Consider the following 21,689-nt stretch of genomic DNA (forward strand, 5'->3'; position numbering starts at 1 on the left):
TTATCCCGTAGGGATTATAGCTCGGTAGAAAAGCCAATCCTCACCTCCACCCTGCATCCCGTAGGGATGCAACCGTTTGCGGATGATGTTGCATCCCTACGGGATGCAGGAATGGGGGAGGCATTCCAGTTCTACCGAGCTATAATCCCTACGGGATAAAACACCGTTTGCGAAATAATAGCACCTGAAAAAAAGATTTAGCCGCATTGGAAAAGAATCATATACAGCTGTTATATCTGACGATCTATGAACATTTTGATTGGTTTGAATTAACTCCGCTTTCAGAGCATAAAGCTGAATATGAAGCATTTGAATCCTTTAATCACCAATGGGCTGAATATGCAAAAGATACTTTAGGCTGGGACAATATTTTAATAGGGGCAATAGCTGCTTCCGGCAATAAAGTGATGAATAAATAAGAATCTGCGACAGCATGTGATTTTTTTTCTGTTTTTGTTGATAGGTTTGTATTGGATTTGGTAGATTAAAAAATATGTCGTATCTTTGAGCCGATATTTTATATGTACATACACACAGTAAAAAATAAACTGTATGAAACGGAAATTAAATTTTGAAAACGTGCTCTCACAACATCTTTGGCACATCCGGGAGAAGAGTTTGTATGCCCTGCGACCGGTAATTATTCTTGTTGTTTTGTTTGCCGGTTATATGACTTACAACCGTATGACAGCAGAACTAAATGTAGTGCAGCAATATGACAAGAGTTTAGCAATTGCGCATGAATGTGAGCGGCTTTGGGCGGATTATGATTGGCAGTGGAAAAAACAAACAATTTTAAAATAAAATAATATGAAATATTTAGTATTATTAGCTATCGTTTTATCTCTTTTAGTCTATATTCTTACAGCGATTAAGATATATAAAGAGGGAAAGTCCGGAATAAGAATAAATCCTATTTGGCTATTGGTAGTGCTTTTTCTACCCCTGATAGGTCCTCTTATATTCCTTTCTGTAAAGAATCATAAGTAAATGAATCTACTCTGATTGTTTCGACAATTGGAGTAGATTTTGATAACAACAATTCATGAAATACAATAAAGGAAAATGATAAAGAAACAATTCAATAAATTTCAGAAATTATCTATTAAAAATATGTTGAAAACATATAAAAGCAATAAATGTATTAGAGCCGGATTGTTGTGGGGTGCTTTTATGTATCTGTCAATCACATTTCTGTTACCATTATTAAGAGGCGAAAACATAACTTTGGCAGGAGTAATAATAGGAATACCTCTGTGGCTAATGGGCGGACTTTTTTGGGGTTATTCCATGAATAATTTGAATAACTTACATAAAACAGACGAGCTTAAAGAAGATTTAGAAAATGAATAAAATCATTTTATGTTTAAGGGGATTGCCGGTGAACAGCCATCTTTATACATGATTGGCACAGAGTTAATAACGATGAGTAGCTGGCTCGTGATTGAACCCGGATTTATTAACTATATTTATCAGGATGCTGAACCTAACGGATACTTCTATGCGACAGGTACACCAAACAACGATAAACTAACGAACAATATTATTATGCCTATGCAGGTATTTTATCAAGATATGATGAGTGTGGGCACAGCAGCACTTGATTCTGAGCAAAGCTATTTACATGCACAGGACCTTTATGAAAAAATGATTTCCTTTCTGACCGAGAATATTCAAAATTCGATAGGGGAATTTTTTTTCTTGCTATACGCGATGAAAATCAGAGAGGATGACTTAAACGAATTTCTTCCAAATTTGACGGAAGCGACCAGACAAAAATATTATGATATAAAAAACGCAAGTGGACAACAGTCGGTAGCAGAAAAAGTAACTTTTTCAATAGATAGCGATGGAAAAATCATCGCTAAAAATTTGAGCGTAGAGGAATTGAGTAACAAAATAAAAAGTTTGCTAGAATAAATTATGAATGCTACATTATCTCTCATCACGGAATACCCGCATCTTGTCGTTCACGTTTGTTTTTTGGCTTTTGTTGTCATAACTCAATCTTACTATGCGAAGAAAATGTATTATTCCAAAGATAAAAAATATCGTAAGCAACATAAAATAGTGAATATAATCACTGCCATCATGATATTAATTATGTTTGTTGTTGTTTTGTTTGCGCTTGCATCTTGCAGTGAAGAACCATTTTTGCTATCTTGTCTTATCTGATGTTCATATTGGATGAAGCAAGATAGCTTTATAAAAAAAGGTTATGAAGAAAAAAGTTTCAAAAATATTTGGTTTGTATAAAATTTTTGCATATCTTTGCCCCCGATTTTGAAACAGAGTTTAAATGGACTTCGGCTCTGTTGTAAAATCGGAATGTAAATTTGGTGTTTTTGGAAGTCCCCGTTAGATAAGAACAGAAAATGGCAAGTAAGAAACAGCGAACAGAATCCTTAGAGAAAGGGAGTTTTGTTACAGGAATGAGGAGTTTTTTTACAGGAAAGGGGAGTTTTTTTCATCGAAAATCCTTTTACCTTATTTTGGGGTTGTTGGTGGGAATGAGTATCGTCATCTCCGCGTATCAGACTTCGGTTTATTTTTCCACGGACGACTCGTGCGCCATGTGTCATGTGCATCCACATGCTACGACCAGTTGGAAGCAATCGCACCACTTCAATAACAAAAGCGGTACACGCGTCCATTGCGTTGATTGCCACCTCCCGCCCAAGACCAACACCTACGACCATTACACAGCGAAACTCAAATTAGGTGCCCGCGACTTGTGGTCATTTTTGACAAAAGACAGTGCCGACATTGATTGGGACTTTCTGTCGGAAATTGAACAGGCCGTAACCTATATTCCCAACGAATCGTGCAAGGACTGCCACCACAATCTTTTCCCCGAAGGAATTAACGACGACGGCATTACCGCACATTTATATTATGACGAAAATGAAAAAAAACTGGACCTGCAATGCATCAGTTGCCACTTGGATGCCGGTCATTACAACCCGAATTACAAACACGGCAAACTTGCGATAGGCGATATCAACGTTCCCAAAGTAGACCCTTCGCTGTATTTCAAAACCGCGACGCCGATTACGGCTTTCGAAAATTTCCGGGAGCAGATACCCGGTTCTCCCATATCGTTCGACATGATTGCCATCCCCGGTGGGACGTTCAAAATGGGTAGTCCTGAGAAAGAATCTTTTCACAAGCCGGACGAGGGACCTGTTCACAACGTAACCCTGAGCCCTTTCTTTATGTCGGAAGTGGAAGTTACGTGGGATATGTATAATGAATTTTTCTTTAAAACCCAAAGCGAAGGACGTACTCCGCCGGAAGCTGTCTATGCCAATAACAGCCGTGCAGATGTGGACGCCATTAGCGGTCCTACTCCGCCGTTTGGGTTTCCTAATCAGGGTTGGGGCTCCGGCAACCGTCCGGCAATCACCATGACACACTATGCCGCAGAAACGTTCTGCCAATGGTTGTCGAAAGTAACAGGAAAAAAATACCGCCTGCCGACGGAAGCAGAATGGGAATACGCAGCCCGCGGTGGTACGGAAACCCCGTATTTCTTTGAAGGTAAACCCAAAAGCTACTCCAACGAAGGCTTCTGGCGGAATTTCTCTGATGCAGACGTCCAAGTGATTTCGGACTATGCAATCTATGTCAACAACAGCAAAAACCGCACCCAAGAGCCGGATGCAGTGAAAGCAAATCCTTTCGGACTGAAAAATATGTTGGGTAATGTATTGGAATATTGCGCCGACAAATACGACCCGCAAGCTTACACCAAAACAGGTGACAATGCGACTAACCCGTTGGTGACCGAAGGTGAGGATTGGGTAGTACGCGGAGGCAATTATGCCTCCGATGCAGCCGATTTGCGTTGCGCCGCACGGGATTTTTCCAAGCATGACGCCTGGTTGAAAACCGACCCCCAACAGCCCAAAAGTATCTGGTGGTACTCAGACATTCGCGGAATAGGCTTCCGTATCGTTTGTGTGCCATGACAGTTAGCAATAGATAATTTTTAATATTAAATATATAATTATGATGGAGAAAAAAAACGGAAACGAAATCAGCAGGAGGTCGTTTATTAAGAGAACAGCACTCGCAAGCGGTGCTATTGGTACAATGAGCATGGGTAGCTCTGCTTTACTCAGCTCTTGTAAAGGTGAAAAAGGGACGGTTTACACGCCCTTGAAAGCTGCGGGAACGTATTACATTCCCGAACTCCCCGACAAGGCAGCAGACGGGCGCGAATTGAAAGCCGGCCTCATCGGATGCGGCGGACGTGGTACGGGTGCCGCGTTTGACTTTTTGAATGCCGCCAATGGTGTGACTATCACCGCTTTGGCAGACACTTTCGTTGACCGCTTGGAAGGTGCGGCAAAACAACTGAAAGAGAAAAAGAACATTGACATTCCCGCCGACAAGCGCTTTATCGGTTTGGACGCCTACAAGCAATTGATTGACAGCGGTGTGGACATGGTCATTATCGCTACTCCGCCGAATTTCCGCCCCGAACAGTTTAAGTATGCGGTGGAAAAAGGCAAACACGCTTTCCTCGAAAAACCACTCGCCGTTGACCCGGCAGGCTACCGCTCAATTATTGCGTCTGCCAAACAGGCTTCCGCTAAAAACTTAGCCGTAATAACCGGTAATCAACGTCATCACGATCGGCCTTACGTAGAATCGTACAAAAAAATCATGGAAGGATACATCGGCGAAATCACCGGTGCTGTGGTTTATTGGAACGGTGGTCAGCTTTGGTACAGAAACCGGCAGAAAGATTGGAGCGATGCCGAGTGGATGATACGTGACTGGGTGAACTGGACATGGCTTTCCGGCGACCATATCGTGGAACAACACGTACACAACATCGACGTATTTACCTGGTTCAGCGGAGGCGTAAAACCCGTCAATGCCGTTGCTTTCGGTTCGCGTCAACGTCGCGTTACAGGTGACCAATTTGACAATTTCAGTGTGGATTTCACCATGGAAAATGGCATACATGTACACAGTATGTGCCGCCAGATTTCCGGTTGTAAAGACAATGTCAGCGAATTTATCCAGGGAACAAAAGGCTCGTGGACATCTGCCGGGCATGTAATCAAAGATTTAGCCGGCAACGAAATATGGAAATACGACTGGGAAGCGCAAAAGCAACAATTCCAGCAAAGCAACCCCTACGTCTTGGAACATGTAAACTGGGTTAATCATATCCGTGCCAACAAAACCATTGATATGGCTACCGACTTGGGAGTTTCTACCTTGGCTGCCGTTATGGGACGCGAATCGGCTTATACCGGACGGGAAGTTACCTGGGACCAGATTTCGGCCTCTTCGCAAGACCTTATGCCCGCTGATTTGGATTTGAAGAAAAAGATGGATATGAAAGGGTTTGTTGTTCCTGTTCCCGGAAAAGCTTAATAAATAGATAGTTATGGAAATGAACAGAAGAAATTTTTTAAGAGCATCGCTGTCCGGTACTGCACTCGCCACATTAGGTGCTATTCCGGCAACGGCCAATGCAGCTGAGCAAGTAGCAAAAGCAGCAGCAGGTAAGCAAAAGAAATCCAACGTCGAACTGAAGCTCTCTTTCCAGGAAGGTATTGCCCCCGGCAGTAACTTAAAGGAAAAACTGGACTTCATGGAAAAATTAGGAGTCGTAGGTCTTGAACCGAGTGGCGGCGGTCTTGCCGGCCGGGTGAAAGAATTTCAAGACGCTCTGAAAGGACGGAATATAAAGATTAGTGCCATTTGCGCCGGATTCAAAGGTTTCATCCTTTCCACCGACGAAGCGGTTCGAAAAGAGTGTATTGATACAATGAAATCAATACTTGCCGCAGCAGGTGAACTCGGCTCAACCGGCGTTATTCTCGTACCGGGTTTCAACGGTCAGAAACCGGCTATGCCGCATACACAGGAGACACGCGATTTTCTTTGCAAAGAGCTCAATTTATTGGGTGATTATGCCAAAGAGCACGGCACATGCGTTATCTTAGAGCCTTTGAATCGCGGCGAAGCTTTTTTCTTACGTCAGGTAGCCGATGCCGCATCTATTTGTCGCGACATCAACAACCCCGGCATCCAATGTATGGGCGATTTCTGGCACATGACATTTGAAGAAGCTTCCGATAAAGGCGCGTTCATTTCTGCCGGTAAATACCTGAAACATGTGCATATTGCAAGCCGCAAACGCCGCAGTATGCCGAGTGAAGACGGAGAAGCAGATAATTACATCGAAGGATTTTCTGCCTTGAAAGCGCTTAACTACGGTAATTACGTGAGTTATGAATGTGGGTGTAAGGGAGATAGAAATATCATCGTCCCCGCGTCGGTAAACTTATTGCGCGAGCAATGGAAAAAAGCATGATTTATTCTTATAAAACGGCTATCGTCTTACTCGTGGTCTATGCCCTGAGTTTGGCGATAGCCACTTTTATAGAAAAATACTGGGGAACGGAATTGGCAAAAATTCTTGTTTATTACTCCCCCGTTTTTATTCTTCTGCAACTCTTTCTAATTGTTAATTTTATCCTTTCATCGCTCAAACACCGGCTTTTCAGAAAAGGCAAAGTCGGTTTCGTTGTCATCCACGGTGCACTGATAGTCATTCTGGCAGGTGCGCTGACGACCCATTTGTTCGGGAAAGAAGGCATGATTCACCTGCGGGAAGGCGAACCGGTCAATACGATGCTTGTTCGCACCAATAAAGGCGACACCAAGCACCAACTGCCTTTTCAACTAAACTTGCTCAAATTTACCCTCAGCCGCTATCCCGGCTCTGCCAGCCCGTCCGGTTTTGAAAGTCATGTTCAGATTCAGAACGGCGAGGAGACTTTCGAGAGAAAAATTTCCATGAACCATGTACTTGATTTGAAAGGCTACCGTCTGTTTCAGGCTTCATACGACAAGGACGAAAAAGGCACTATCCTGTCCGTCAATCGGGATGTCGCCGGACGCACCGTCACTTACACCGGTTATGCCTTGCTGGCACTTGGTTTTATCCTCTGTTTCATCGGCAAAGAAACCCGCTTCCGCCGCTTGATTCGCGAACTCAAACAGTTACAGGAAACATCCAAATCATTGCTCACCGGATTGCTACTCCTGCTCTTGCCTTGTACACTCCAGGCACAGGCACATAAAGTGGACGCCGCCCACGCTGCCGCATTCGGTCAATTGCCACTGCAATCCATTGACGGACGCTTGGAGCCGGTCAATACTTTCGCATCTGAAGCACTTCGGAAACTGCACCACGCAGAAAAATTCGACAATCTCAATCCCGACCAGTTCCTGTTGAGTCTGCTCGCTTTTCCCGAAAAATGGATGCACGTTCCCCTAATCACATATAAAAATAAGGAAATTGCTGTCAGCTATAATCTCACCCCCAAACAATGTGCTTATATTGAGGCATTTGACAAGCATGGTCGCTACAAATTGCAAGACGATTTGGAACAGGTGTTCGCCAAGCCGCCTTCCGAACGAAGCAAATTCGACAAAGACCTGATAAAATTAGATGAGCAAATCAATATTTTTTTCCAGTTGACGAATGGTCGGATGCTGAATCTCTTTCCGCAAGCCGGCGACAAAGACCACAAATGGCATACTTCCAATACTGATTCGACCGAAAGTTTATTAGACCTGTACATTGAAAATGTACGGAAAACAGTAAACACCGGCGACAACAATTGGACAGCAGCCAATGAAATGCTTGCATCTATCCGCGATTTTCAGGAAACGAACTCCACTTTGCACATCGACAACACAAAATTACAAACGGAACTGTTGTACAACCAACTGAACATATTCCGCTCATGCAAAAAGCTTTACCTGATTTTTGGTGGCATCCTGCTCCTCCTCTCATTTATCTCCCTGTTCAAAAGGAAACGGTGGTTGGCGGGAAGTATCCGCTTGCTTTTTGTCGTTATTCTCTGCGGGTTGCTCTATCATTTATCAGGAATCGGACTTCGCTGGTACATAGCCGGTTACGCCCCTTTCAGCAACGCTTACGAAACGATGGTTTATGTGGCGTGTATCACCGTTTTCGCAGGATTGCTTTTTGCCCGTCGAAGTGCCATCACCTTTGCGTTGGCAACACTGTTCGGGGGAATTATCCTTTTTGTGTCGGGACTGAATTGGATGGACCCGCAAATCAGCCCCTTAGTTCCCGTACTCAAATCGCCCTGGCTGATGCTCCACGTAGCGATAATCGTAGGTGCGTATGGATTTTTCGGACTTTGCTTCCTGCTGGGACTAACCAATCTTGTCCTGATAAGTATCAACCGGAAAGGAAAAAATCTCTTGCTAACGGCACGGGTGCAGGAACTGACCATCATCAACGAACTGGCACTGTGGGCAGGATTGGCTTTGATGACCATCGGCACTTTTCTCGGTGCTATATGGGCTAACGAATCGTGGGGACGCTATTGGGGCTGGGACCCGAAAGAAACCTGGGCTTTGATTACCGTGTTGGTATATGCCGTAGTCGTCCACCTGCGCTTGGTAGAGAAATGGAACAATCCGCGCATCTTCAACTGGCTGACTGTCATCGCCTTTGCATGTGTCCTGATGACCTACTTCGGCGTGAATTATTACCTGGCAGGCATGCACTCGTATGGCGGGTGAGTTTGATAAAAATATCTGCTCACCGTAAATCGGCATTTGGATTTACTACTATTGGGCAAAAGCGCAGTGCGGAGGTAAAGTTTGCCGTATAAAATAATTATCGTACCTTTGTCGCATCAATTTTTATCAAAGATAATTATGGCTGTAATGACTTATACTGAAAAGAATATTGTGGAGGCTTACTCAATTTTGTTTAATAACCTCAGCAATATTTGTAGAGAAACTCTGACAAAAAAATTGTTGGACACGAAGAAAACAAAGCGGAAATCTGCTAATGGGTTCGACTTATCCTATGGCGGTTGGGAAAATGCAGACCAAAGTGTGGACGAAATTAAAGCCGAAATCAAAGCCAATCGCAAATTCAGAGAAAAAGACCCCATATTTGTATGAAATATCTATTAGACACAAACATTTGCGCCTTTCATTTTAGAGGTAAGTTAAATTTGACCGGACGAAAACATTGCTGTATTTCAGAGATTACTGTGTTTGAATTGCGTTTTGGCGCAGAAAATAGTAGTAATCCTAAAAAACACCATGAGTTGATAAACAATCTGTTGAAAGAACTAACAATACTTCCAATTATTGGCTGTGTGGATGTTTATGCAAAAGAAAAGGTCAGACTTAGAAAATTGGGAACACCTCTAAACGACGATTTTGACTTGCTGATAGGGGCGACTGCAATCAAAAATGAGCTAATATTGGTTACCGATAACGTCAAAGATTTTGACCGTCTTGATGGCATCAAAATTGAAAATTGGTGTATGCGATAACTAAGCTCAAGACTATCGTCTCAACGAGTAAGCCAATCTTTTCCATATTCCACCTCCGCTGCTGAACGGCAAAATATTGGATTTACCAATAGGGCGTCAGGTTAAGGCTGAAAGCTTTCGAGCAATAGCGTAGGGCATTCTCCGGTCGTGGTCGGAAGATTTAGATGATACTTTTCTGCTTATGCTTTTTCTGTTTACCACACAAAATATTGCGCGGCTACGTGGTTGTTGGTGATATGCCGCACGACAAAAACATTCCATTCTTGTCGATAGAAGGCGTACCATGATGTGCGTTTATTTGCCGAATATTTGATATACTCTAAATTTTCTCCATACAAGCTAAAATAGGGTGGTGCTATTCTGCCGGGATGAAGCCCAATATTCGTTTTCATGAAAAGGACTATTGCAGCTACATAAGCCTTTGCGTACTCAGGAGTTCCAAAGTACCCTTTTTCGAAAAGTAATATGGCTAATTCTCTCAGATAAATTTTAACATCTTTCGAAAATACTACCTGTCTTTCCATGGCCATGAGTCAATTTCTTTGTTCATATACTCAATTAACTCCTCTGCCGTGATTGAATTTGCCATCAACTCTTTAAATTCTTCACTAAATTGTGGCGTTTCGTCATCACACCACAATCCTGTTTGTGCCTGTCGCACCGGTTGTAACTGTTCCATATCGTTTTTATTATACATAAATATTTCGTTGCAAAGGTAGCACAAAAATTTGTATAAACAGCCATCTTACGGGTTTGCCCAGTCGTGCCCCCCCCCACAAAAAAGACAGAAATGCCTGCGATTACCCGCAGCCATTCCTATCTAATCATTTTTTGCCGACTTAGCCCTACTACGGCCTCACGTACGTCAACCGCAATCCACCAAAATTGTGTTGGGTAGCAACACATGTCCACTTGAGTTTATGTTTTCCCGCAGCCAACTGAATTTCTATGTTGGGATCCAGACCAACTACCGTTATTGGTAAGGGTTATCACACCAAGGACGTCTAAATTGTCGAGGGTAAGAGTGACCCGACAGCCGTTGTTCGTCGTAGCCCGATTATACTCAATCTTATATACTCCGGGATCTACTACATCCACCGTATATGCCCACCAATTTCCTATTTGCATCCATCCTACAGCGACGAGACCGGTGGTTTCGTCGTCAATGGAATTATAATCAATTCCTCCCCAGCCGCCCCAATGGGGACCGCCTGTCTCACCTCCGGCTGACCGATAGTTTTGAGAATTCTTGCCACCCAAGATGTTGGAATTGTTCTGTCCCCAGCGGACACCCAAATCTGCTCCGCCAAAGTCGTAAGCTCCCCCGCTGATGATGCATGGCGTTGAACTGTTAACATAATACTGATTGCCTATTAGACCATCCGCCGTAGGAGGGAATGGGGTCGTTGAGTTTATGTAAGCGTTCAAGTCCGCCGTGGTCATGGTTGTGACATCTAGGTCATACGCCATAGACAGTGTATCCACTACGCCCAACGGGAATAAACTTAAATTCAAAGTAAAATGAACAGTGTAAGTCGTACCTGCCGACAGATTCAGCAACACGATTCTGTCAGTGACGGAGCCCGAACGCACTGTACCATCGACATTAACACTGTATTCACCACCGGCTACAGTATAAGAAGCAGGATCCGGTGTGGGAGTGATAATAGCTTGCGATGCGTTGGCAGAACTCGATACGCCAAATACAAGCAAAGCTTTATCAGCCTCAGTGAACGGTTTGCCGCCAATCGTCACCGGAGTGGAGATATTGCCAAACTCATCTTCGGTATAAACCTGAAAGTGATAGACTTGGGGAACGGTAAGACCTGTTACATCCACCCAAGCACGGGCAGGCGTAAACTCCATCTTCTCATTCGGTCCTTCGCCCCATTTTACCACTGTTTTAATGGCTTTTGCCAGATGGGGATTGTCTTTCAGTTTGTCCTTCACTGTGTCTCCCATCAAATAAATTTCCACTCTGTCATATCCTGACAGCAGATAGATCTTTGTTTGGTCATATCCGGCCGGATAAACCGTTTCCGAATCGACAAACTCCTTGATATTGTCGTATATATCACCGTTGCATGAACTCATCAATGCAACCATTCCTATCAAAAAAACATACTTTTTCATCTTATTTTATTTTTAAATTTTTAATTTCTCAATTTCTGTCACTGTGCTTTTCTCCCATACAGTGTTATTTCACCCAAAGCCCAGCAATTATTAGCGACCGCATAATCATCAAGAAACCCGGCAATCGGTCTGTATCTAAAATAGCGCGTTTTGGGCGTGTATTTCGGCTCATCGGGATACATGAATGCTTCGTCGCCTTTTGCAGCTTGAAAGACAACATCCCTATCACTCATATTATCTAGTGGCTTGGGGATTTTTGTCTGATTGATAAGCATCCATTCGTCGGTCGTTTCGTCCAAATAGAAAACTTCGTATATGCCCACATTCTCTGCACCGTACAACCGACCTCTATTATTGGGATCCAAGTCCGCAATAATTTGTCCATACGTCCAGCGCTGGTGTGTTACAATGCGACTCAGCTCGTAATAGTCACCAAGGTCAATAATGACATTCCACAATGGATTCGAGTTGACATTAATAGAGCCTAAGCTTGGCACAGTAACATAAAACGGGCCACCGAAGAAGGCAAAGTTGGAAACAATCCGGGAACCGTCATTCTCAATAATATCGTCAATAACCTTATCTATGCGTCCTTCAAAAGCGCCTCCGGACTGATACACCGGTCTATTTCCTGCCGTATCTCTTCCAATCTCTGTGCCGGATTCAGGCAATACCCATTTCGTTTTGTCGAGCAAAACATCCCTCACCACATACAACTGTCCCACGCTTACGGTCTCGCTTTCGTTGCCATAAGCGTCTTTAATGGAATAGCTCACAGAAACAGGTTCCGTTTCAGAGAGTTCCAACCCTTTAATAAACTGACGGTCGAAAAGTTTTTTGGACGAAATGGCACGCCGTACGGAAATTGGGGCACCGTTGAGATTATATGTTAAATTAAAATATACGTTGATGCTTTGTCCCAGGTCGTTATCCCATTCTACCTGCAAGGCTGAGAAGGCCGGTTTCACTTTCAGCGAGTTGGATACTCTCTGGAAGGCCGGTGTCTTAGGAATGATACTGACAGGTACAATTTCTGACTTGTTGCCTGCCCTGTCTTTGGCATAAAATTCAACACTGTGTTCAGTAGTGTCACTCATACCGAACACATTGAGCGAATCTGCATAGATTGACACGGCTGCTATGACGGTACCGTTTTTCCCCTCGTATGAGGCCTCGATACTAATCACATCCTCATCTCTGGGAATCGTGAAGAACAGCGTGGCACCGCCGGGAAGCGGATGCACACTGTCAAGCACAGGCTTTCCCGGCGGAATAGCATCATCCGACGAGATGGCAAACCTCTCAACCTCCTGGCAAGCATAAAAGCCCGCCACCACAAGAAGCAATAAAATTGCTATTTTTCCAAAATTATTCATAATCTTTAATCTTTAAATTTTTAATATCTAAACGCTAAACTCTAAACTCTAAACTCTAATATCTACCATCCCGGATTTTGAATGAGGTTTTCGTCCTTGTTCAATTCATCCGTAGGGAGTGGCCAGAGGCAATCCCTCAGTGTCCATACGCGCCGTTGACAAGCTGTCAGTGCGAAAAAGTCACTTGCCGCCGAGGCTTCTGCTACCCATCCCATTGCCGGTCTGTTAAACTCTTCAACAGACTTTTTGGTGCGAATCATGTCCCAAAAGATATGTCCTTCAAAGGCAAGCTCACATTTCCTTTCATTAGCGACAATGTTCCTCATTCCGTCCTTGCGGGTGGGGTGTTAAAAAGATGGATGTTTTATGAATATTGTTCGTTCATCATTTGTTTTTATCCCGTAGGGATTGTAGCTCGGTAGAAAATAGAATCGCCCCGCCCCCCATTTCAGCATCCCGTAGGGATGCAACCGATTGCGGATTATGTTGCATCCCTACGGGATGCAGGGAGAAGGAGAGGTATGATTTTCTACCGAGCTACAATCCCTACGGGATAAAAACAGAACGCAAAAATTTCATCCGATTGTAATCTGTTTGACAACCCACCCGTAGGGATGCAACCGTTTGCGGATGATGTTGCATCCCTACGGGATGCAGGAATGGGGGAGGCATTCCATTTCTACCGAGCTATAATCCCTACGGGATAAAACACCGTTTGCGAAATAATAGCACCTGAAAAAAAGATTTAGCCGAAGGGGTTGAAATAAAAGAGAAGGGGAAAAAGAAAACGAAGAAAAAGACAGTGATGAAAACGCTTTGTTTGCGATTGGTTTGGTACAAGGACGAGCAGGGCAGAAAGTACAAATTTATCACCAACAACTGGGAAATAACCGCCGAGGAGGTAGCTTTGCTGTACAAAAATCGGTGGTCAATTGAAACGACTTTCAAAAAACTGAAACAGAATTTTCAATTGACCTACTTTTATTCCGATACGGAAAACGGCATAAAAACACAGGTCTGGTGTACTTTGATAGCCTATTTGCTTTTACAGGTAATCCAAACGATGACTGAAAGTAAGAAGATGTTTTCAACCATAGCAGCATTGCTGCGCATACATTTGATAAGCCATTTAGACTTGAAGTGGGTCGTAACCGAAGGTAGGCGGGCTTACCCCAAAGGCGAAAAACGCCGAAACAAAAGCCCCACAACCGCCCAGCTGTCACTATTTTGAGAGGGGGTAAGTTTTTGAAAATGAAAAAACAACTTTGTAATTAATTGATAATAAGTAATATAGAATGTGGATTAGCTGGATTTTTCAAATTAGTCGGTTGATAGTGGGTAAGTTCAATTAGTAACTGCGAAAAATCGCTATTACGAGCAACCTAGATTTTGCTCGTAAATAAAGAGGTCGCGAACAGAACTTCTAAGAACGACAAAAGTAAAAAAACAGAGAGAAAAGTTCTCCCTGTTCGATTAATTTATTTACTTTTGTTGTATGAAATACAAACAACTAATCAAGGAGCAAAGGTACGAAATTTTTGCATTACTGCAAACAGGTACCCCGAAAGAGAAGATTGCAGAGATTGTAAATGTCTCTGCCAGTACAGTTTACAGGGAGATTGAGCGCAATAAAGGCACGCGCAAGTATACCCCTATCCATGCCCAAATGTTGGCTGATGAACGCAAAGAACGCTACACCCGCAAGCGAACGTTTTCGGCGGCGGTCGAGCGGCAAGTAAAAAAAAGGCTCGAAGAAGACCAATGGTCGCCCGAACAAATTGTCGGCTATTGCAAATTAAAAGCGATTCCAATGGTTTCTCACGAACGCATTTATCAACATATTCGTGCCGACAAAGCCACTGGAGGCACTCTTTGGACACATTTGCGCCACAGAGGAAAACATCGCAAGCGACCCGTTGGCGGTGGAAAAAAGGTGGTTATCAAAAATAAAATTTCCATCGATGAACGTCCGGATGTCATCAATCTCCGCAAACGTTTGGGCGACTGGGAAATAGATACAATTATCGGAAAAGACGGCAAAGGGGCTATCCTTACCCTCACCGAAAGGCTCACAAGCTTCTTGATGATGGAAAAATTGCCCGAAGGAAAAGCTGCTCTCCCGTTGGCAAAAGTTGTCCACAACCTGCTGGTGGCTTACAAAAAAAACACCCACTCCATCACCGCCGACAATGGGACAGAGTTCGCAGAACACGAATATATCGCTAAAAAACTCGATCTGGACTTCTTTTTTGCACACCCATACTCCTCGTGGGAGCGAGGTCTGAATGAAAATACTAACGGATTAATTCGACAATATATTCCCAAAGGAACTGATTTTGATGACTACTCTCATGATTATATTAAACTGATACAGAGCAAGATAAATAGCCGACCCAGAGAAAAACTCGGCTTTAAATCTCCAACTGAAGTTTTTTATCTATCTTTGTAGAAATTTTGTCGCACTTAGAAGTTGAATCTGCGGTGAAAAAAAAACTTCAAAAAAGTTTGGTACATATCAAATAAAATGCTACCTTTGCAGCAGAAATTTTGCAAATTATTTTAAATTTTATTTCAAATCTATCATAAAATAATTGAAATTATGTGCAAAATGATACAAATTAATTATTGAATAGTAAAAACGTATTAAAAATATATATAATTATGAGTGAAAGTTCTAATATTCAGTTGACAGGTTTTAAGAAACTGTTGATAGAAAAGCATGTTACCCAACGGGATTTGGCTGCCTACCTTGGCGTTCACGAAAATGGTATCAATCGCATCTTGAGCAGTCCAACTATCAAAAACAGCCGTTTGGCAGTTATTGCAAAATGCTTGAGCGTCAAGCCTGCGGATTTGTTGCAGATAGTCTTTGATGCACAGATGCGGGGGCATGGATTGAAAAGCGAAGTGACCGGTTCACAAATAGGCGTTCCAAAACCTGCAAATGTGGTTGATAAAGTGAGCGATTCTGCTGTGAATGAGGATATTGTGCTGCTGCTGCTTGATAATCTCAAAGTGCTGAAACAGTGTGTTGAGGTGCTGACGCAGATTATGGTGCGGATGGATAGAGTGTAGACACGCTGAGCACTATGCTAATTTTATCTCCTCATCGCGCATTTTTCTCCAAACTTCACGTTCTTCTTGTACTGACACTAATGTTTTGATTTTTTATCTATCCAAAACCACCGATGACTTGAGTTCAAATATTCTCCGGTTCAGACAAAATCGTGTTGCATTTCAATGGATGGAAAGAGTCGGAAATTGCAATTTTGAAAAAAAACAGCGAAAAAAAAGTTTAAATTCTTGTTATATCAAAAAAAATGTCTAATTTTGTGCAAATTTTTAAAACGATATGACAGAAGCACATTCGAACGAACTGACTATCTTGGAGGCTAATGTACACCAGGTGATGTCGTTGTGCGAAAATTTGAGTCAGCAAAATGGTGAATTGAAGCAACGAAATCTGGAGTTGGAGCGTCAAAACACCGAGTTGAGCCACGAAAATAAGGAGTTGCATACAAAATATGAACACCTCAAAATGGCGAAAGCACTGGCAGGCACGGAAGTGGATTTAACAGCGGCGAAAGCAAATGTGACACAGATGGTTAAGGATATTGACCAGTGCATTGCGTTGTTGAATGGATAGTTTATGAGTTATGAGTTATGAATTATGAATTAAATATATATTGAAATGGTAGAGACGGATGATTTTATACCGACAAAATTAGGGATTTATTCAAAATTTTTCCCTTATAAATGCCCCCGCGAGGATGAACAGATTATGCGGAAGGCGGCGAACGATGTGGGCTACAAGGCTATGGAATATGGTTCATACTATTCCGCAGCTAATTTGGACGACCTTGATAAGATGCGGCTAACGGCTTTTCATTTTTCTTTGAAGGCGCACAGGGAGAGTCTGCGAAATGAGACAGCTCCGATTTTGGCGCAACTGAATCGCTTGAATATTCGTTTGGAAGATCTCCTGAACCGACATCGCCCCAAAGAAGACAAAAAAAACAATGAATTTTATGCATAAATATAATAGTATCAATTTAATAATACAATTTTAGAATGACATCACAAATAATAATTACTACAATTACCGCCATCGTTTCTCTGTTGCTGGGCGGTGTTGTGGCTTGGTTTATCGCTAATAAACAAGCCGGGTCGAAGAAACAACAGATTTTAGCGGACGCCGAAAAAGAGGTGGAGGCTCTCAAAAAAAGTAAGTTGCTGGAGGTGAAGGAAAATTTCATCACCATGAAAGCCGATTGGGAGAAGCAGACGAGTGAACGCAATGCCCATTTGCAAATGCAGGAGGCAAAAGCGAGGCAGCAAGAGATGGCACTTTCGCAAAAACAATCCGATTTTGACAGGAAAAATCACGATGTTGAGAATGCGCGCGAACGGTTAAGAAATCAGTTGGAAATTGTGGAACAGAAAAAATCCGATTTGGACAAGGTTCACAAGATGGAAATTGAGCGTTTGGAAGCTCTTTCGGGACTGAGTGCCGAAGAGGTGAAGGAGCGGCTGGCGAAATCGTTGCGGGAAGAGGCGCAAACATCCGCCGCCGCCTACATCAACGAGGTGATGGAAGAGGCGAAGATGACCGCCAACAAGGAGGCGAAAAAAATCGTGGTGCAGTCCATCCAGCGGGTGGCTACGGAAACGGCGATTGAAAACGCTGTGTCGGTATTTCACATTGATTCGGACGAAATAAAAGGGCGCGTCATTGGTCGCGAAGGTCGCAACATACGCGCTTTGGAAGCTGCTACGGGCATCGAAATCGTTGTGGACGACACGCCGGAGGCTATCATCCTGTCGGGATTTGACCCCGTGCGGCGCGAAATTGCCCGACTGTCGCTGCACCAATTAGTGCAAGACGGGCGCATTCACCCCGCTCGCATCGAGGAGGTGGTGCACAAAGTGCGCCGACAGGTGGAAGACGAAATCGTGGAAACGGGCAAGCGCACCACCATCGACTTGGGTATTCACGGCTTGCATCCCGATTTGGTTCGGATGATTGGGCGTATGAAATACCGCTCGTCTTACGGGCAAAACCTGCTTCAGCACTCCCGCGAAACAGCCAACCTCTGCGCTATCATGGCAACGGAATTGGGACTTAACCCGCAAAAAGCCAAACGCGCCGGACTGCTTCACGACATCGGAAAAGTGCCGGATGACGAGCCGGAATTGCCGCACGCTGTGTTTGGAGCCAAATTGGCAGAAAAATACAACGAAAAGCCGGATATCGTGAACGCCATCGGGGCACACCACGATGAAATGGAAATGACCAGTCTGTTGTCGCCGATAGTGCAAGTCTGCGATGCCATTTCGGGTGCCCGTCCGGGTGCTCGCCGCGAAATCGTGGAGGCTTACATCAAGCGTCTGCACGATTTGGAGCAGCTGGCGCTCTCCTATCCGGGCGTGTTGAAAACCTACGCCATCCAAGCCGGTCGCGAACTGCGCGTAATCGTAGGCGCAGAAAAAATCACCGATGCAGAGACGGAAAGCCTGTCCAACGAAATCGCCAAGAAAATTCAGGACGAAATGACGTATCCGGGTCAGGTGAAAATCACGGTGATAAGGGAAACGCGGGCTGTGGCGTTTGCGAAATAATAGGATTTGTCATTGCGGGTCAAGCCCGCAATGACAATGCCTTTTTGAAAATAATCGTTCTATTTATTGAACTGTTTCTCTGATTTTTGAATTAATTAAAAAAAAAAGGGCTAAAAAAAATAATTTCGAGTGCTATGAAAAATAACCGGCGATTCTATACAGGGCAAAATCTTTATCTTTCAGACCGTAATTATTGGAAACAAAGCGTTGAATTTTGCCATCTGAATTTAAAATGCCGCTAAAAACAATATTTGCATCAACAACGACTGTCATTTGAGAAAACGATGCTTGTTGCTGTTCCACCAATTTGTATTTACTTCACTCGCCAAACTGTCAATGTCCGCCTGTCGGGCTTTTGATTTAGACGTGGCTTCCAAATACTTGGCATAATCAATCAACCGTTGAATGCCAAAAATATCCGTCCCCGAAGAAAACGAAATTGTAATCTGATTGTTTGCAACTCCTTCAACTACCATAATTCTATCATTTTAATGGTGCAAAGTTACGCATAAAAGTTGAATTGGCAAACAAGGGATTGCGGGTCAAGCCCGCAATAACACGCAATAGAGCATACTTCAGCTACGCCTACACTCTATCCATCCGCACCATAATCTGCGTCAGCACCTCAAAACACCGTTTCAGCACTTTGAGATTTTCGAGTAGCAACATCACAATATCCTCATTAGCAGCAGAATCGCTCACTGTATCAACCGCATTTGCAGGTTTTGGAACGCCTATTTGCGAACCGATCGGTTCGCTTTTCAATCCATGTCCCCGCATCTGTGCATCAAACATTATGTGCAACAAATCAGTATACTCAACGTCCAAGCACTCTGCAATAACTACCAAACGGTCACTATTGATAGTTGAACTGCTCAAGATGCGATTGATACCATTTTCGTGAACGCCAAGCCGGGCAGCCAAAACCCGTTGGGTAACGTGTTTTTCTATCAACAGTTTCTTAAAACCTGTCAACTGAATATTAGAACTTTCACTCATACATATATATTTTTAATACGTTTTCACTATTCAATAATTAATTTGTATCATTTTGCACATAATTTCAATTATTTTATGATAGATTTGAAATAAATTGTAAAATAATTTGCAAAATTTCTGCTGCAAAGGTAACATTTTTATTTGATATGTACCAAACTTTTTTGAAGTTTTTTTTGAAAAAAATGAGATTGTCCACTATTGTTCATAAAAATGGCAACTTTTTGCCCGAAGAAGCAATTTTCAGGTACTTTATTTTCCTGATTGACACTGCACCCAAATTCAAATTACGCCTCTAAGATTTTCATATTTGTTAGCAAAAAAATATTTTACACCGTTTATGCAATCTCAGGGACACAGTCAGGAGCAATTGAAGAATTTCACACGGTTGAATTTTTCCGTGCGATAAAAGAAAAAATGGCAAAAGCCACAGAAGGGATGTCATGGCAAGAGAAACGTGAAGTTTGGAGAAAAATGCGCGATGGGGAGATAAAATTAGCATAGTGCTCAGCGTGTCTACACTCTATCCATCCGCACCATAATCTGCGTCAGCACCTCAACACACCGTTTCAGCACTTTGAGATTTTCAAGTAGCAGCAGCACAACATCCTCATTCACAGCAGAATCGCTCACTTTATCAACCACATTTGCAGGTTTTGGAACGCCTATTTGTGAACCGATCATTTCGCTTTTCAATCCATGTCCCCGCATCTGTGCATCAAACATTATGTGCAACAAATCAGTATACTCAACGTCCAAGCACTCTGCAATAACTACCAAACGGTCACTATTGATAGTTGAACTGCTCAAGATGCGATTGATACCATTTTCGTGAACGCCAAGCCGGGCAGCCAAAACCCGTTGGGTAACGTGTTTTTCTATCAACAGTTTCTTAAAACCTGTTAACTGAATATTAGAACTTTCACTCATACATATATATTTTTAATACGTTTTCACTATTCAATAATTAATTTATATCATTTTGCACATAATTTCAATTATTTTATGATAGATTTGAAATAAATTGTAAAATAATTTGCAAAATTTCTGCTGCAAAGGTAACATTTTATTTGATATGTACCAAACTTTTTTGAAGTTTTTTTGAAAAAAAATGAAACTTGGAGGCTCGTTAGTGGAACCGATTGTTTCTAATTTCAAACAAATCACTGGTTGACAACGTATTACGATAACTCTTGTTAGCAAGTCCCGACATTAACTTTTTATCTCCTGTCCACAATTTGCACTTAAATTGCTTGGCATAAGCAATATAAACCACATCTTTAGGGTCAATGTCTGACACAAGATTGCTTGCAAACATCCAATTTTCCGAACTGATTTGCTCTTCCGATATAAATGTGATGGATTTGTAAATTTGATATTCGGATTCAAGTACTTGCTCTAATGTGAGTTGCGATATTTTAACTAATTTGTCGTGATGACTATAGATTTCAGTACGCAAAAAATCCGTCGCAATATAAGAAATCAGTTTTCCGGAATTGATTAACAAATCACCAATTTAGCCATCTGAATTTAAAATGCCGCTAAAAACAATATTTGCATCAACACCGACTGTCATTTGAGAAAACGATGCTTGTGGCTGTTCCACCAATTTGTATTTACTTCACTCGCCAAACTGTCAATGTCCGCCTGTCGGGCTTTTGATTTAGATGTGGCTTCCAAATACTTGGCTTAATCAATCAACCGTCGAATGCCAAAAATATCCGTCCCCGAAGAAAACGAAATTGTAATCTGATTGTTTGCAACTCTTTCAACTACCATAATTCTATCATTTTAATGGTGCAAAGTTACGCATAAAAGTTGAATTGGCAAACAAGGGATTGCGGGTCAAGCCCGCAATAACACGCAATAGAGCATACTTCAGCTACGCCTACACCTGGGTTGTCAAACAGATTACAATCGGGTGAAATTTTTGCGTTCTGTTTTTATCCCGTAGGGTAGGGTGTTCAAACCGTTCTCCATTTTTCCTACGAAGCCAACAGCGTTTTTCTTCTTTTAACTGTCTGATTTTCAGTCAGATTTTCTTCTTGCCATGTATCTAATTCTTTCAGGCAAACATTTTCTAAGGTGCTCTTGAAGTTGATGCTGGACATGCCGGTCTTCGCATCTATTTTTGTTCGAAGTGGCACTATAAAAACCAGCTTGGTAATCCCATTCAATGAATTAGGCGACTTGCGAGCTTTGA

Annotated in this window: 26 protein-coding genes and 1 pseudogene; 16 read left to right on the forward strand and 11 right to left on the reverse strand. The window is 42.7% G+C overall.

Annotated features, from left to right (window positions below; all coding sequences use genetic code 11):
• Positions 1 to 206: 206 nt before the first annotated feature.
• From ASC50_RS06110 to ASC50_RS06155, 10 genes are all read left to right on the forward strand, one after another.
• On the forward strand, positions 207 to 419 hold the full coding sequence (locus ASC50_RS06110) for a hypothetical protein (RefSeq protein ID WP_055432463.1): 213 nt from the start codon (positions 207 to 209) through the stop codon (positions 417 to 419).
• Positions 420 to 552: 133 nt separating this feature from the next.
• Positions 553 to 804 (forward strand): hypothetical protein, encoded by a 252-nt coding sequence (locus tag ASC50_RS06115; protein ID WP_055432462.1) that lies wholly within the window; start codon positions 553 to 555, stop codon positions 802 to 804.
• Between the two features lie 261 nt (positions 805 to 1,065).
• Complete coding sequence (locus tag ASC50_RS06120; protein WP_055432461.1) at positions 1,066 to 1,353, forward strand: hypothetical protein; 288 nt, start codon at positions 1,066 to 1,068, stop codon at positions 1,351 to 1,353.
• Positions 1,354 to 1,362: 9 nt separating this feature from the next.
• Entirely contained in the window at positions 1,363 to 1,920 is a 558-nt protein-coding gene (locus ASC50_RS06125) for a hypothetical protein (protein WP_158648541.1), read from the forward strand.
• A 512-nt stretch (positions 1,921 to 2,432) separates the two neighbouring features.
• Positions 2,433 to 3,971 carry an SUMF1/EgtB/PvdO family nonheme iron enzyme gene (locus ASC50_RS06130; protein WP_055432458.1) on the forward strand — a complete coding sequence of 513 codons (1,539 nt, stop codon included), beginning with the start codon at positions 2,433 to 2,435 and terminating at the stop codon, positions 3,969 to 3,971.
• A 43-nt stretch (positions 3,972 to 4,014) separates the two neighbouring features.
• On the forward strand, positions 4,015 to 5,394 hold the full coding sequence (locus ASC50_RS06135) for a Gfo/Idh/MocA family protein (protein ID WP_055432457.1): 1,380 nt from the start codon (positions 4,015 to 4,017) through the stop codon (positions 5,392 to 5,394).
• A 13-nt stretch (positions 5,395 to 5,407) separates the two neighbouring features.
• Positions 5,408 to 6,340 (forward strand): TIM barrel protein, encoded by a 933-nt coding sequence (locus tag ASC50_RS06140; RefSeq protein ID WP_055432456.1) that lies wholly within the window; start codon positions 5,408 to 5,410, stop codon positions 6,338 to 6,340.
• Positions 6,325 to 8,592: a cytochrome c biogenesis protein CcsA gene (gene ccsA / locus ASC50_RS06145; RefSeq protein ID WP_055432455.1), complete on the forward strand. Its 2,268-nt coding sequence runs from the start codon at positions 6,325 to 6,327 to the stop codon at positions 8,590 to 8,592. Before ASC50_RS06140 ends, ccsA begins: the two co-directional genes overlap by 16 nt.
• Positions 8,593 to 8,730: 138 nt before the next feature.
• Positions 8,731 to 8,982: a hypothetical protein gene (locus ASC50_RS06150; RefSeq protein ID WP_055432454.1), complete on the forward strand. Its 252-nt coding sequence runs from the start codon at positions 8,731 to 8,733 to the stop codon at positions 8,980 to 8,982.
• Positions 8,979 to 9,362 carry a PIN domain-containing protein gene (locus tag ASC50_RS06155; protein ID WP_055432452.1) on the forward strand — a complete coding sequence of 128 codons (384 nt, stop codon included), beginning with the start codon at positions 8,979 to 8,981 and terminating at the stop codon, positions 9,360 to 9,362. The genes ASC50_RS06150 and ASC50_RS06155 overlap by 4 nt, the downstream gene beginning before the upstream one ends.
• A 194-nt stretch (positions 9,363 to 9,556) precedes the next feature.
• Here ASC50_RS06155 and ASC50_RS07325 read toward each other — a convergent pair whose 3' ends face one another.
• From ASC50_RS07325 to ASC50_RS06180, 5 genes are all read right to left on the reverse strand, one after another.
• The gene (locus ASC50_RS07325; protein ID WP_055432451.1) at positions 9,557 to 9,754 is read right to left on the reverse strand and encodes a hypothetical protein; all 198 of its coding nucleotides are present in this window, start codon (positions 9,752 to 9,754) and stop codon (positions 9,557 to 9,559) included.
• Between the two features lie 116 nt (positions 9,755 to 9,870).
• Entirely contained in the window at positions 9,871 to 10,041 is a 171-nt protein-coding gene (locus ASC50_RS06165; RefSeq protein WP_158648542.1) for a hypothetical protein, read from the reverse strand.
• Positions 10,042 to 10,280: 239 nt separating this feature from the next.
• The gene (locus tag ASC50_RS06170) at positions 10,281 to 11,495 is read right to left on the reverse strand and encodes a carbohydrate-binding protein (RefSeq protein WP_055432449.1); all 1,215 of its coding nucleotides are present in this window, start codon (positions 11,493 to 11,495) and stop codon (positions 10,281 to 10,283) included.
• Between the two features lie 38 nt (positions 11,496 to 11,533).
• Positions 11,534 to 12,871, reverse strand: a complete 1,338-nt coding sequence (locus tag ASC50_RS06175; RefSeq protein WP_055432448.1) for a DUF4959 domain-containing protein — start codon at positions 12,869 to 12,871, stop codon at positions 11,534 to 11,536.
• A 62-nt stretch (positions 12,872 to 12,933) separates the two neighbouring features.
• Positions 12,934 to 13,197: a RagB/SusD family nutrient uptake outer membrane protein gene (locus tag ASC50_RS06180; RefSeq protein WP_055432447.1), complete on the reverse strand. Its 264-nt coding sequence runs from the start codon at positions 13,195 to 13,197 to the stop codon at positions 12,934 to 12,936.
• 479 nt (positions 13,198 to 13,676) lie between these two features.
• Here ASC50_RS06180 and ASC50_RS06185 point away from each other — a divergent pair, with 479 nt between their 5' ends.
• The 6 genes from ASC50_RS06185 (at position 13,677) to rny (ending at position 18,490) form a co-directional block, all read left to right on the forward strand.
• Entirely contained in the window at positions 13,677 to 14,102 is a 426-nt protein-coding gene (locus ASC50_RS06185) for a transposase (RefSeq protein ID WP_082592119.1), read from the forward strand.
• A gap of 264 nt (positions 14,103 to 14,366) precedes the next feature.
• Entirely contained in the window at positions 14,367 to 15,320 is a 954-nt protein-coding gene (locus ASC50_RS06190) for an IS30 family transposase (RefSeq protein ID WP_055432963.1), read from the forward strand.
• A gap of 212 nt (positions 15,321 to 15,532) precedes the next feature.
• On the forward strand, positions 15,533 to 15,946 hold the full coding sequence (locus tag ASC50_RS06195) for a helix-turn-helix domain-containing protein (RefSeq protein ID WP_055430692.1): 414 nt from the start codon (positions 15,533 to 15,535) through the stop codon (positions 15,944 to 15,946).
• Between the two features lie 277 nt (positions 15,947 to 16,223).
• Positions 16,224 to 16,517 carry a hypothetical protein gene (locus ASC50_RS06200; protein ID WP_055430693.1) on the forward strand — a complete coding sequence of 98 codons (294 nt, stop codon included), beginning with the start codon at positions 16,224 to 16,226 and terminating at the stop codon, positions 16,515 to 16,517.
• A gap of 45 nt (positions 16,518 to 16,562) precedes the next feature.
• A complete protein-coding gene (locus ASC50_RS06205; RefSeq protein ID WP_055430694.1) occupies positions 16,563 to 16,907 on the forward strand; it encodes a cell division protein ZapA in 345 nt (114 codons plus the stop codon).
• Positions 16,908 to 16,942: 35 nt separating this feature from the next.
• The gene (gene rny, locus ASC50_RS06210; RefSeq protein WP_055430695.1) at positions 16,943 to 18,490 is read left to right on the forward strand and encodes a ribonuclease Y; all 1,548 of its coding nucleotides are present in this window, start codon (positions 16,943 to 16,945) and stop codon (positions 18,488 to 18,490) included.
• A gap of 132 nt (positions 18,491 to 18,622) precedes the next feature.
• Here the strand turns inward: rny and ASC50_RS07330 are convergent, their stop codons facing one another.
• The 6 genes and pseudogenes from ASC50_RS07330 to ASC50_RS06245 form a co-directional block, all read right to left on the reverse strand.
• Positions 18,623 to 18,763, reverse strand: a complete 141-nt coding sequence (locus ASC50_RS07330; protein ID WP_158648543.1) for a hypothetical protein — start codon at positions 18,761 to 18,763, stop codon at positions 18,623 to 18,625.
• Positions 18,760 to 18,966 (reverse strand): hypothetical protein, encoded by a 207-nt coding sequence (locus ASC50_RS06215; RefSeq protein ID WP_055430696.1) that lies wholly within the window; start codon positions 18,964 to 18,966, stop codon positions 18,760 to 18,762. The genes ASC50_RS07330 and ASC50_RS06215 overlap by 4 nt, the downstream gene beginning before the upstream one ends.
• A gap of 109 nt (positions 18,967 to 19,075) precedes the next feature.
• The gene (locus tag ASC50_RS06220; protein ID WP_056928831.1) at positions 19,076 to 19,489 is read right to left on the reverse strand and encodes a helix-turn-helix domain-containing protein; all 414 of its coding nucleotides are present in this window, start codon (positions 19,487 to 19,489) and stop codon (positions 19,076 to 19,078) included.
• A gap of 513 nt (positions 19,490 to 20,002) precedes the next feature.
• Positions 20,003 to 20,416, reverse strand: a complete 414-nt coding sequence (locus ASC50_RS06230; protein ID WP_056928833.1) for a helix-turn-helix domain-containing protein — start codon at positions 20,414 to 20,416, stop codon at positions 20,003 to 20,005.
• 199 nt (positions 20,417 to 20,615) lie between these two features.
• Positions 20,616 to 20,993, reverse strand: coding sequence for a PIN domain-containing protein (locus ASC50_RS06240; protein ID WP_056928835.1), 378 nt, complete (start codon positions 20,991 to 20,993; stop codon positions 20,616 to 20,618).
• 478 nt (positions 20,994 to 21,471) lie between these two features.
• Positions 21,472 to 21,689, reverse strand: a pseudogene (locus ASC50_RS06245) (hypothetical protein); the annotation flags it as partial.

The organism is Candidatus Symbiothrix dinenymphae (genome assembly GCF_001431085.1).

Bases quoted from the DNA above. Each gene is read 5' to 3' on its own strand.
- ASC50_RS06175 (WP_055432448.1), bottom strand. From the start codon at position 12,871: ATGAATAATTTTGGAAAAATAGCAATTTTATTGCTTCTTGTGGTGGCG.
- ASC50_RS06125 (WP_158648541.1), top strand. From the start codon at position 1,363: ATGTTTAAGGGGATTGCCGGTGAACAGCCATCTTTATACATGATTGGC.
- ASC50_RS06155 (WP_055432452.1), top strand. From the start codon at position 8,979: ATGAAATATCTATTAGACACAAACATTTGCGCCTTTCATTTTAGAGGT.
- ASC50_RS06190 (WP_055432963.1), top strand. From the start codon at position 14,367: ATGAAATACAAACAACTAATCAAGGAGCAAAGGTACGAAATTTTTGCA.
- ASC50_RS06120 (WP_055432461.1), top strand. From the start codon at position 1,066: ATGATAAAGAAACAATTCAATAAATTTCAGAAATTATCTATTAAAAAT.
- ASC50_RS06230 (WP_056928833.1), bottom strand. From the start codon at position 20,416: ATGAGTGAAAGTTCTAATATTCAGTTAACAGGTTTTAAGAAACTGTTG.
- ASC50_RS07325 (WP_055432451.1), bottom strand. From the start codon at position 9,754: ATGAAAACGAATATTGGGCTTCATCCCGGCAGAATAGCACCACCCTAT.
- ASC50_RS06220 (WP_056928831.1), bottom strand. From the start codon at position 19,489: ATGAGTGAAAGTTCTAATATTCAGTTGACAGGTTTTAAGAAACTGTTG.
- rny (WP_055430695.1), top strand. From the start codon at position 16,943: ATGACATCACAAATAATAATTACTACAATTACCGCCATCGTTTCTCTG.
- ASC50_RS07330 (WP_158648543.1), bottom strand. From the start codon at position 18,763: ATGACAGTCGTTGTTGATGCAAATATTGTTTTTAGCGGCATTTTAAAT.
- ASC50_RS06205 (WP_055430694.1), top strand. From the start codon at position 16,563: ATGGTAGAGACGGATGATTTTATACCGACAAAATTAGGGATTTATTCA.
- ASC50_RS06115 (WP_055432462.1), top strand. From the start codon at position 553: ATGAAACGGAAATTAAATTTTGAAAACGTGCTCTCACAACATCTTTGG.
- ASC50_RS06130 (WP_055432458.1), top strand. From the start codon at position 2,433: ATGAGGAGTTTTTTTACAGGAAAGGGGAGTTTTTTTCATCGAAAATCC.
- ccsA (WP_055432455.1), top strand. From the start codon at position 6,325: ATGGAAAAAAGCATGATTTATTCTTATAAAACGGCTATCGTCTTACTC.
- ASC50_RS06180 (WP_055432447.1), bottom strand. From the start codon at position 13,197: ATGAGGAACATTGTCGCTAATGAAAGGAAATGTGAGCTTGCCTTTGAA.
- ASC50_RS06135 (WP_055432457.1), top strand. From the start codon at position 4,015: ATGGAGAAAAAAAACGGAAACGAAATCAGCAGGAGGTCGTTTATTAAG.
- ASC50_RS06185 (WP_082592119.1), top strand. From the start codon at position 13,677: ATGAAAACGCTTTGTTTGCGATTGGTTTGGTACAAGGACGAGCAGGGC.
- ASC50_RS06165 (WP_158648542.1), bottom strand. From the start codon at position 10,041: ATGGAACAGTTACAACCGGTGCGACAGGCACAAACAGGATTGTGGTGT.
- ASC50_RS06195 (WP_055430692.1), top strand. From the start codon at position 15,533: ATGAGTGAAAGTTCTAATATTCAGTTGACAGGTTTTAAGAAACTGTTG.
- ASC50_RS06200 (WP_055430693.1), top strand. From the start codon at position 16,224: ATGACAGAAGCACATTCGAACGAACTGACTATCTTGGAGGCTAATGTA.
- ASC50_RS06215 (WP_055430696.1), bottom strand. From the start codon at position 18,966: ATGGTAGTTGAAGGAGTTGCAAACAATCAGATTACAATTTCGTTTTCT.
- ASC50_RS06170 (WP_055432449.1), bottom strand. From the start codon at position 11,495: ATGAAAAAGTATGTTTTTTTGATAGGAATGGTTGCATTGATGAGTTCA.
- ASC50_RS06140 (WP_055432456.1), top strand. From the start codon at position 5,408: ATGGAAATGAACAGAAGAAATTTTTTAAGAGCATCGCTGTCCGGTACT.
- ASC50_RS06150 (WP_055432454.1), top strand. From the start codon at position 8,731: ATGGCTGTAATGACTTATACTGAAAAGAATATTGTGGAGGCTTACTCA.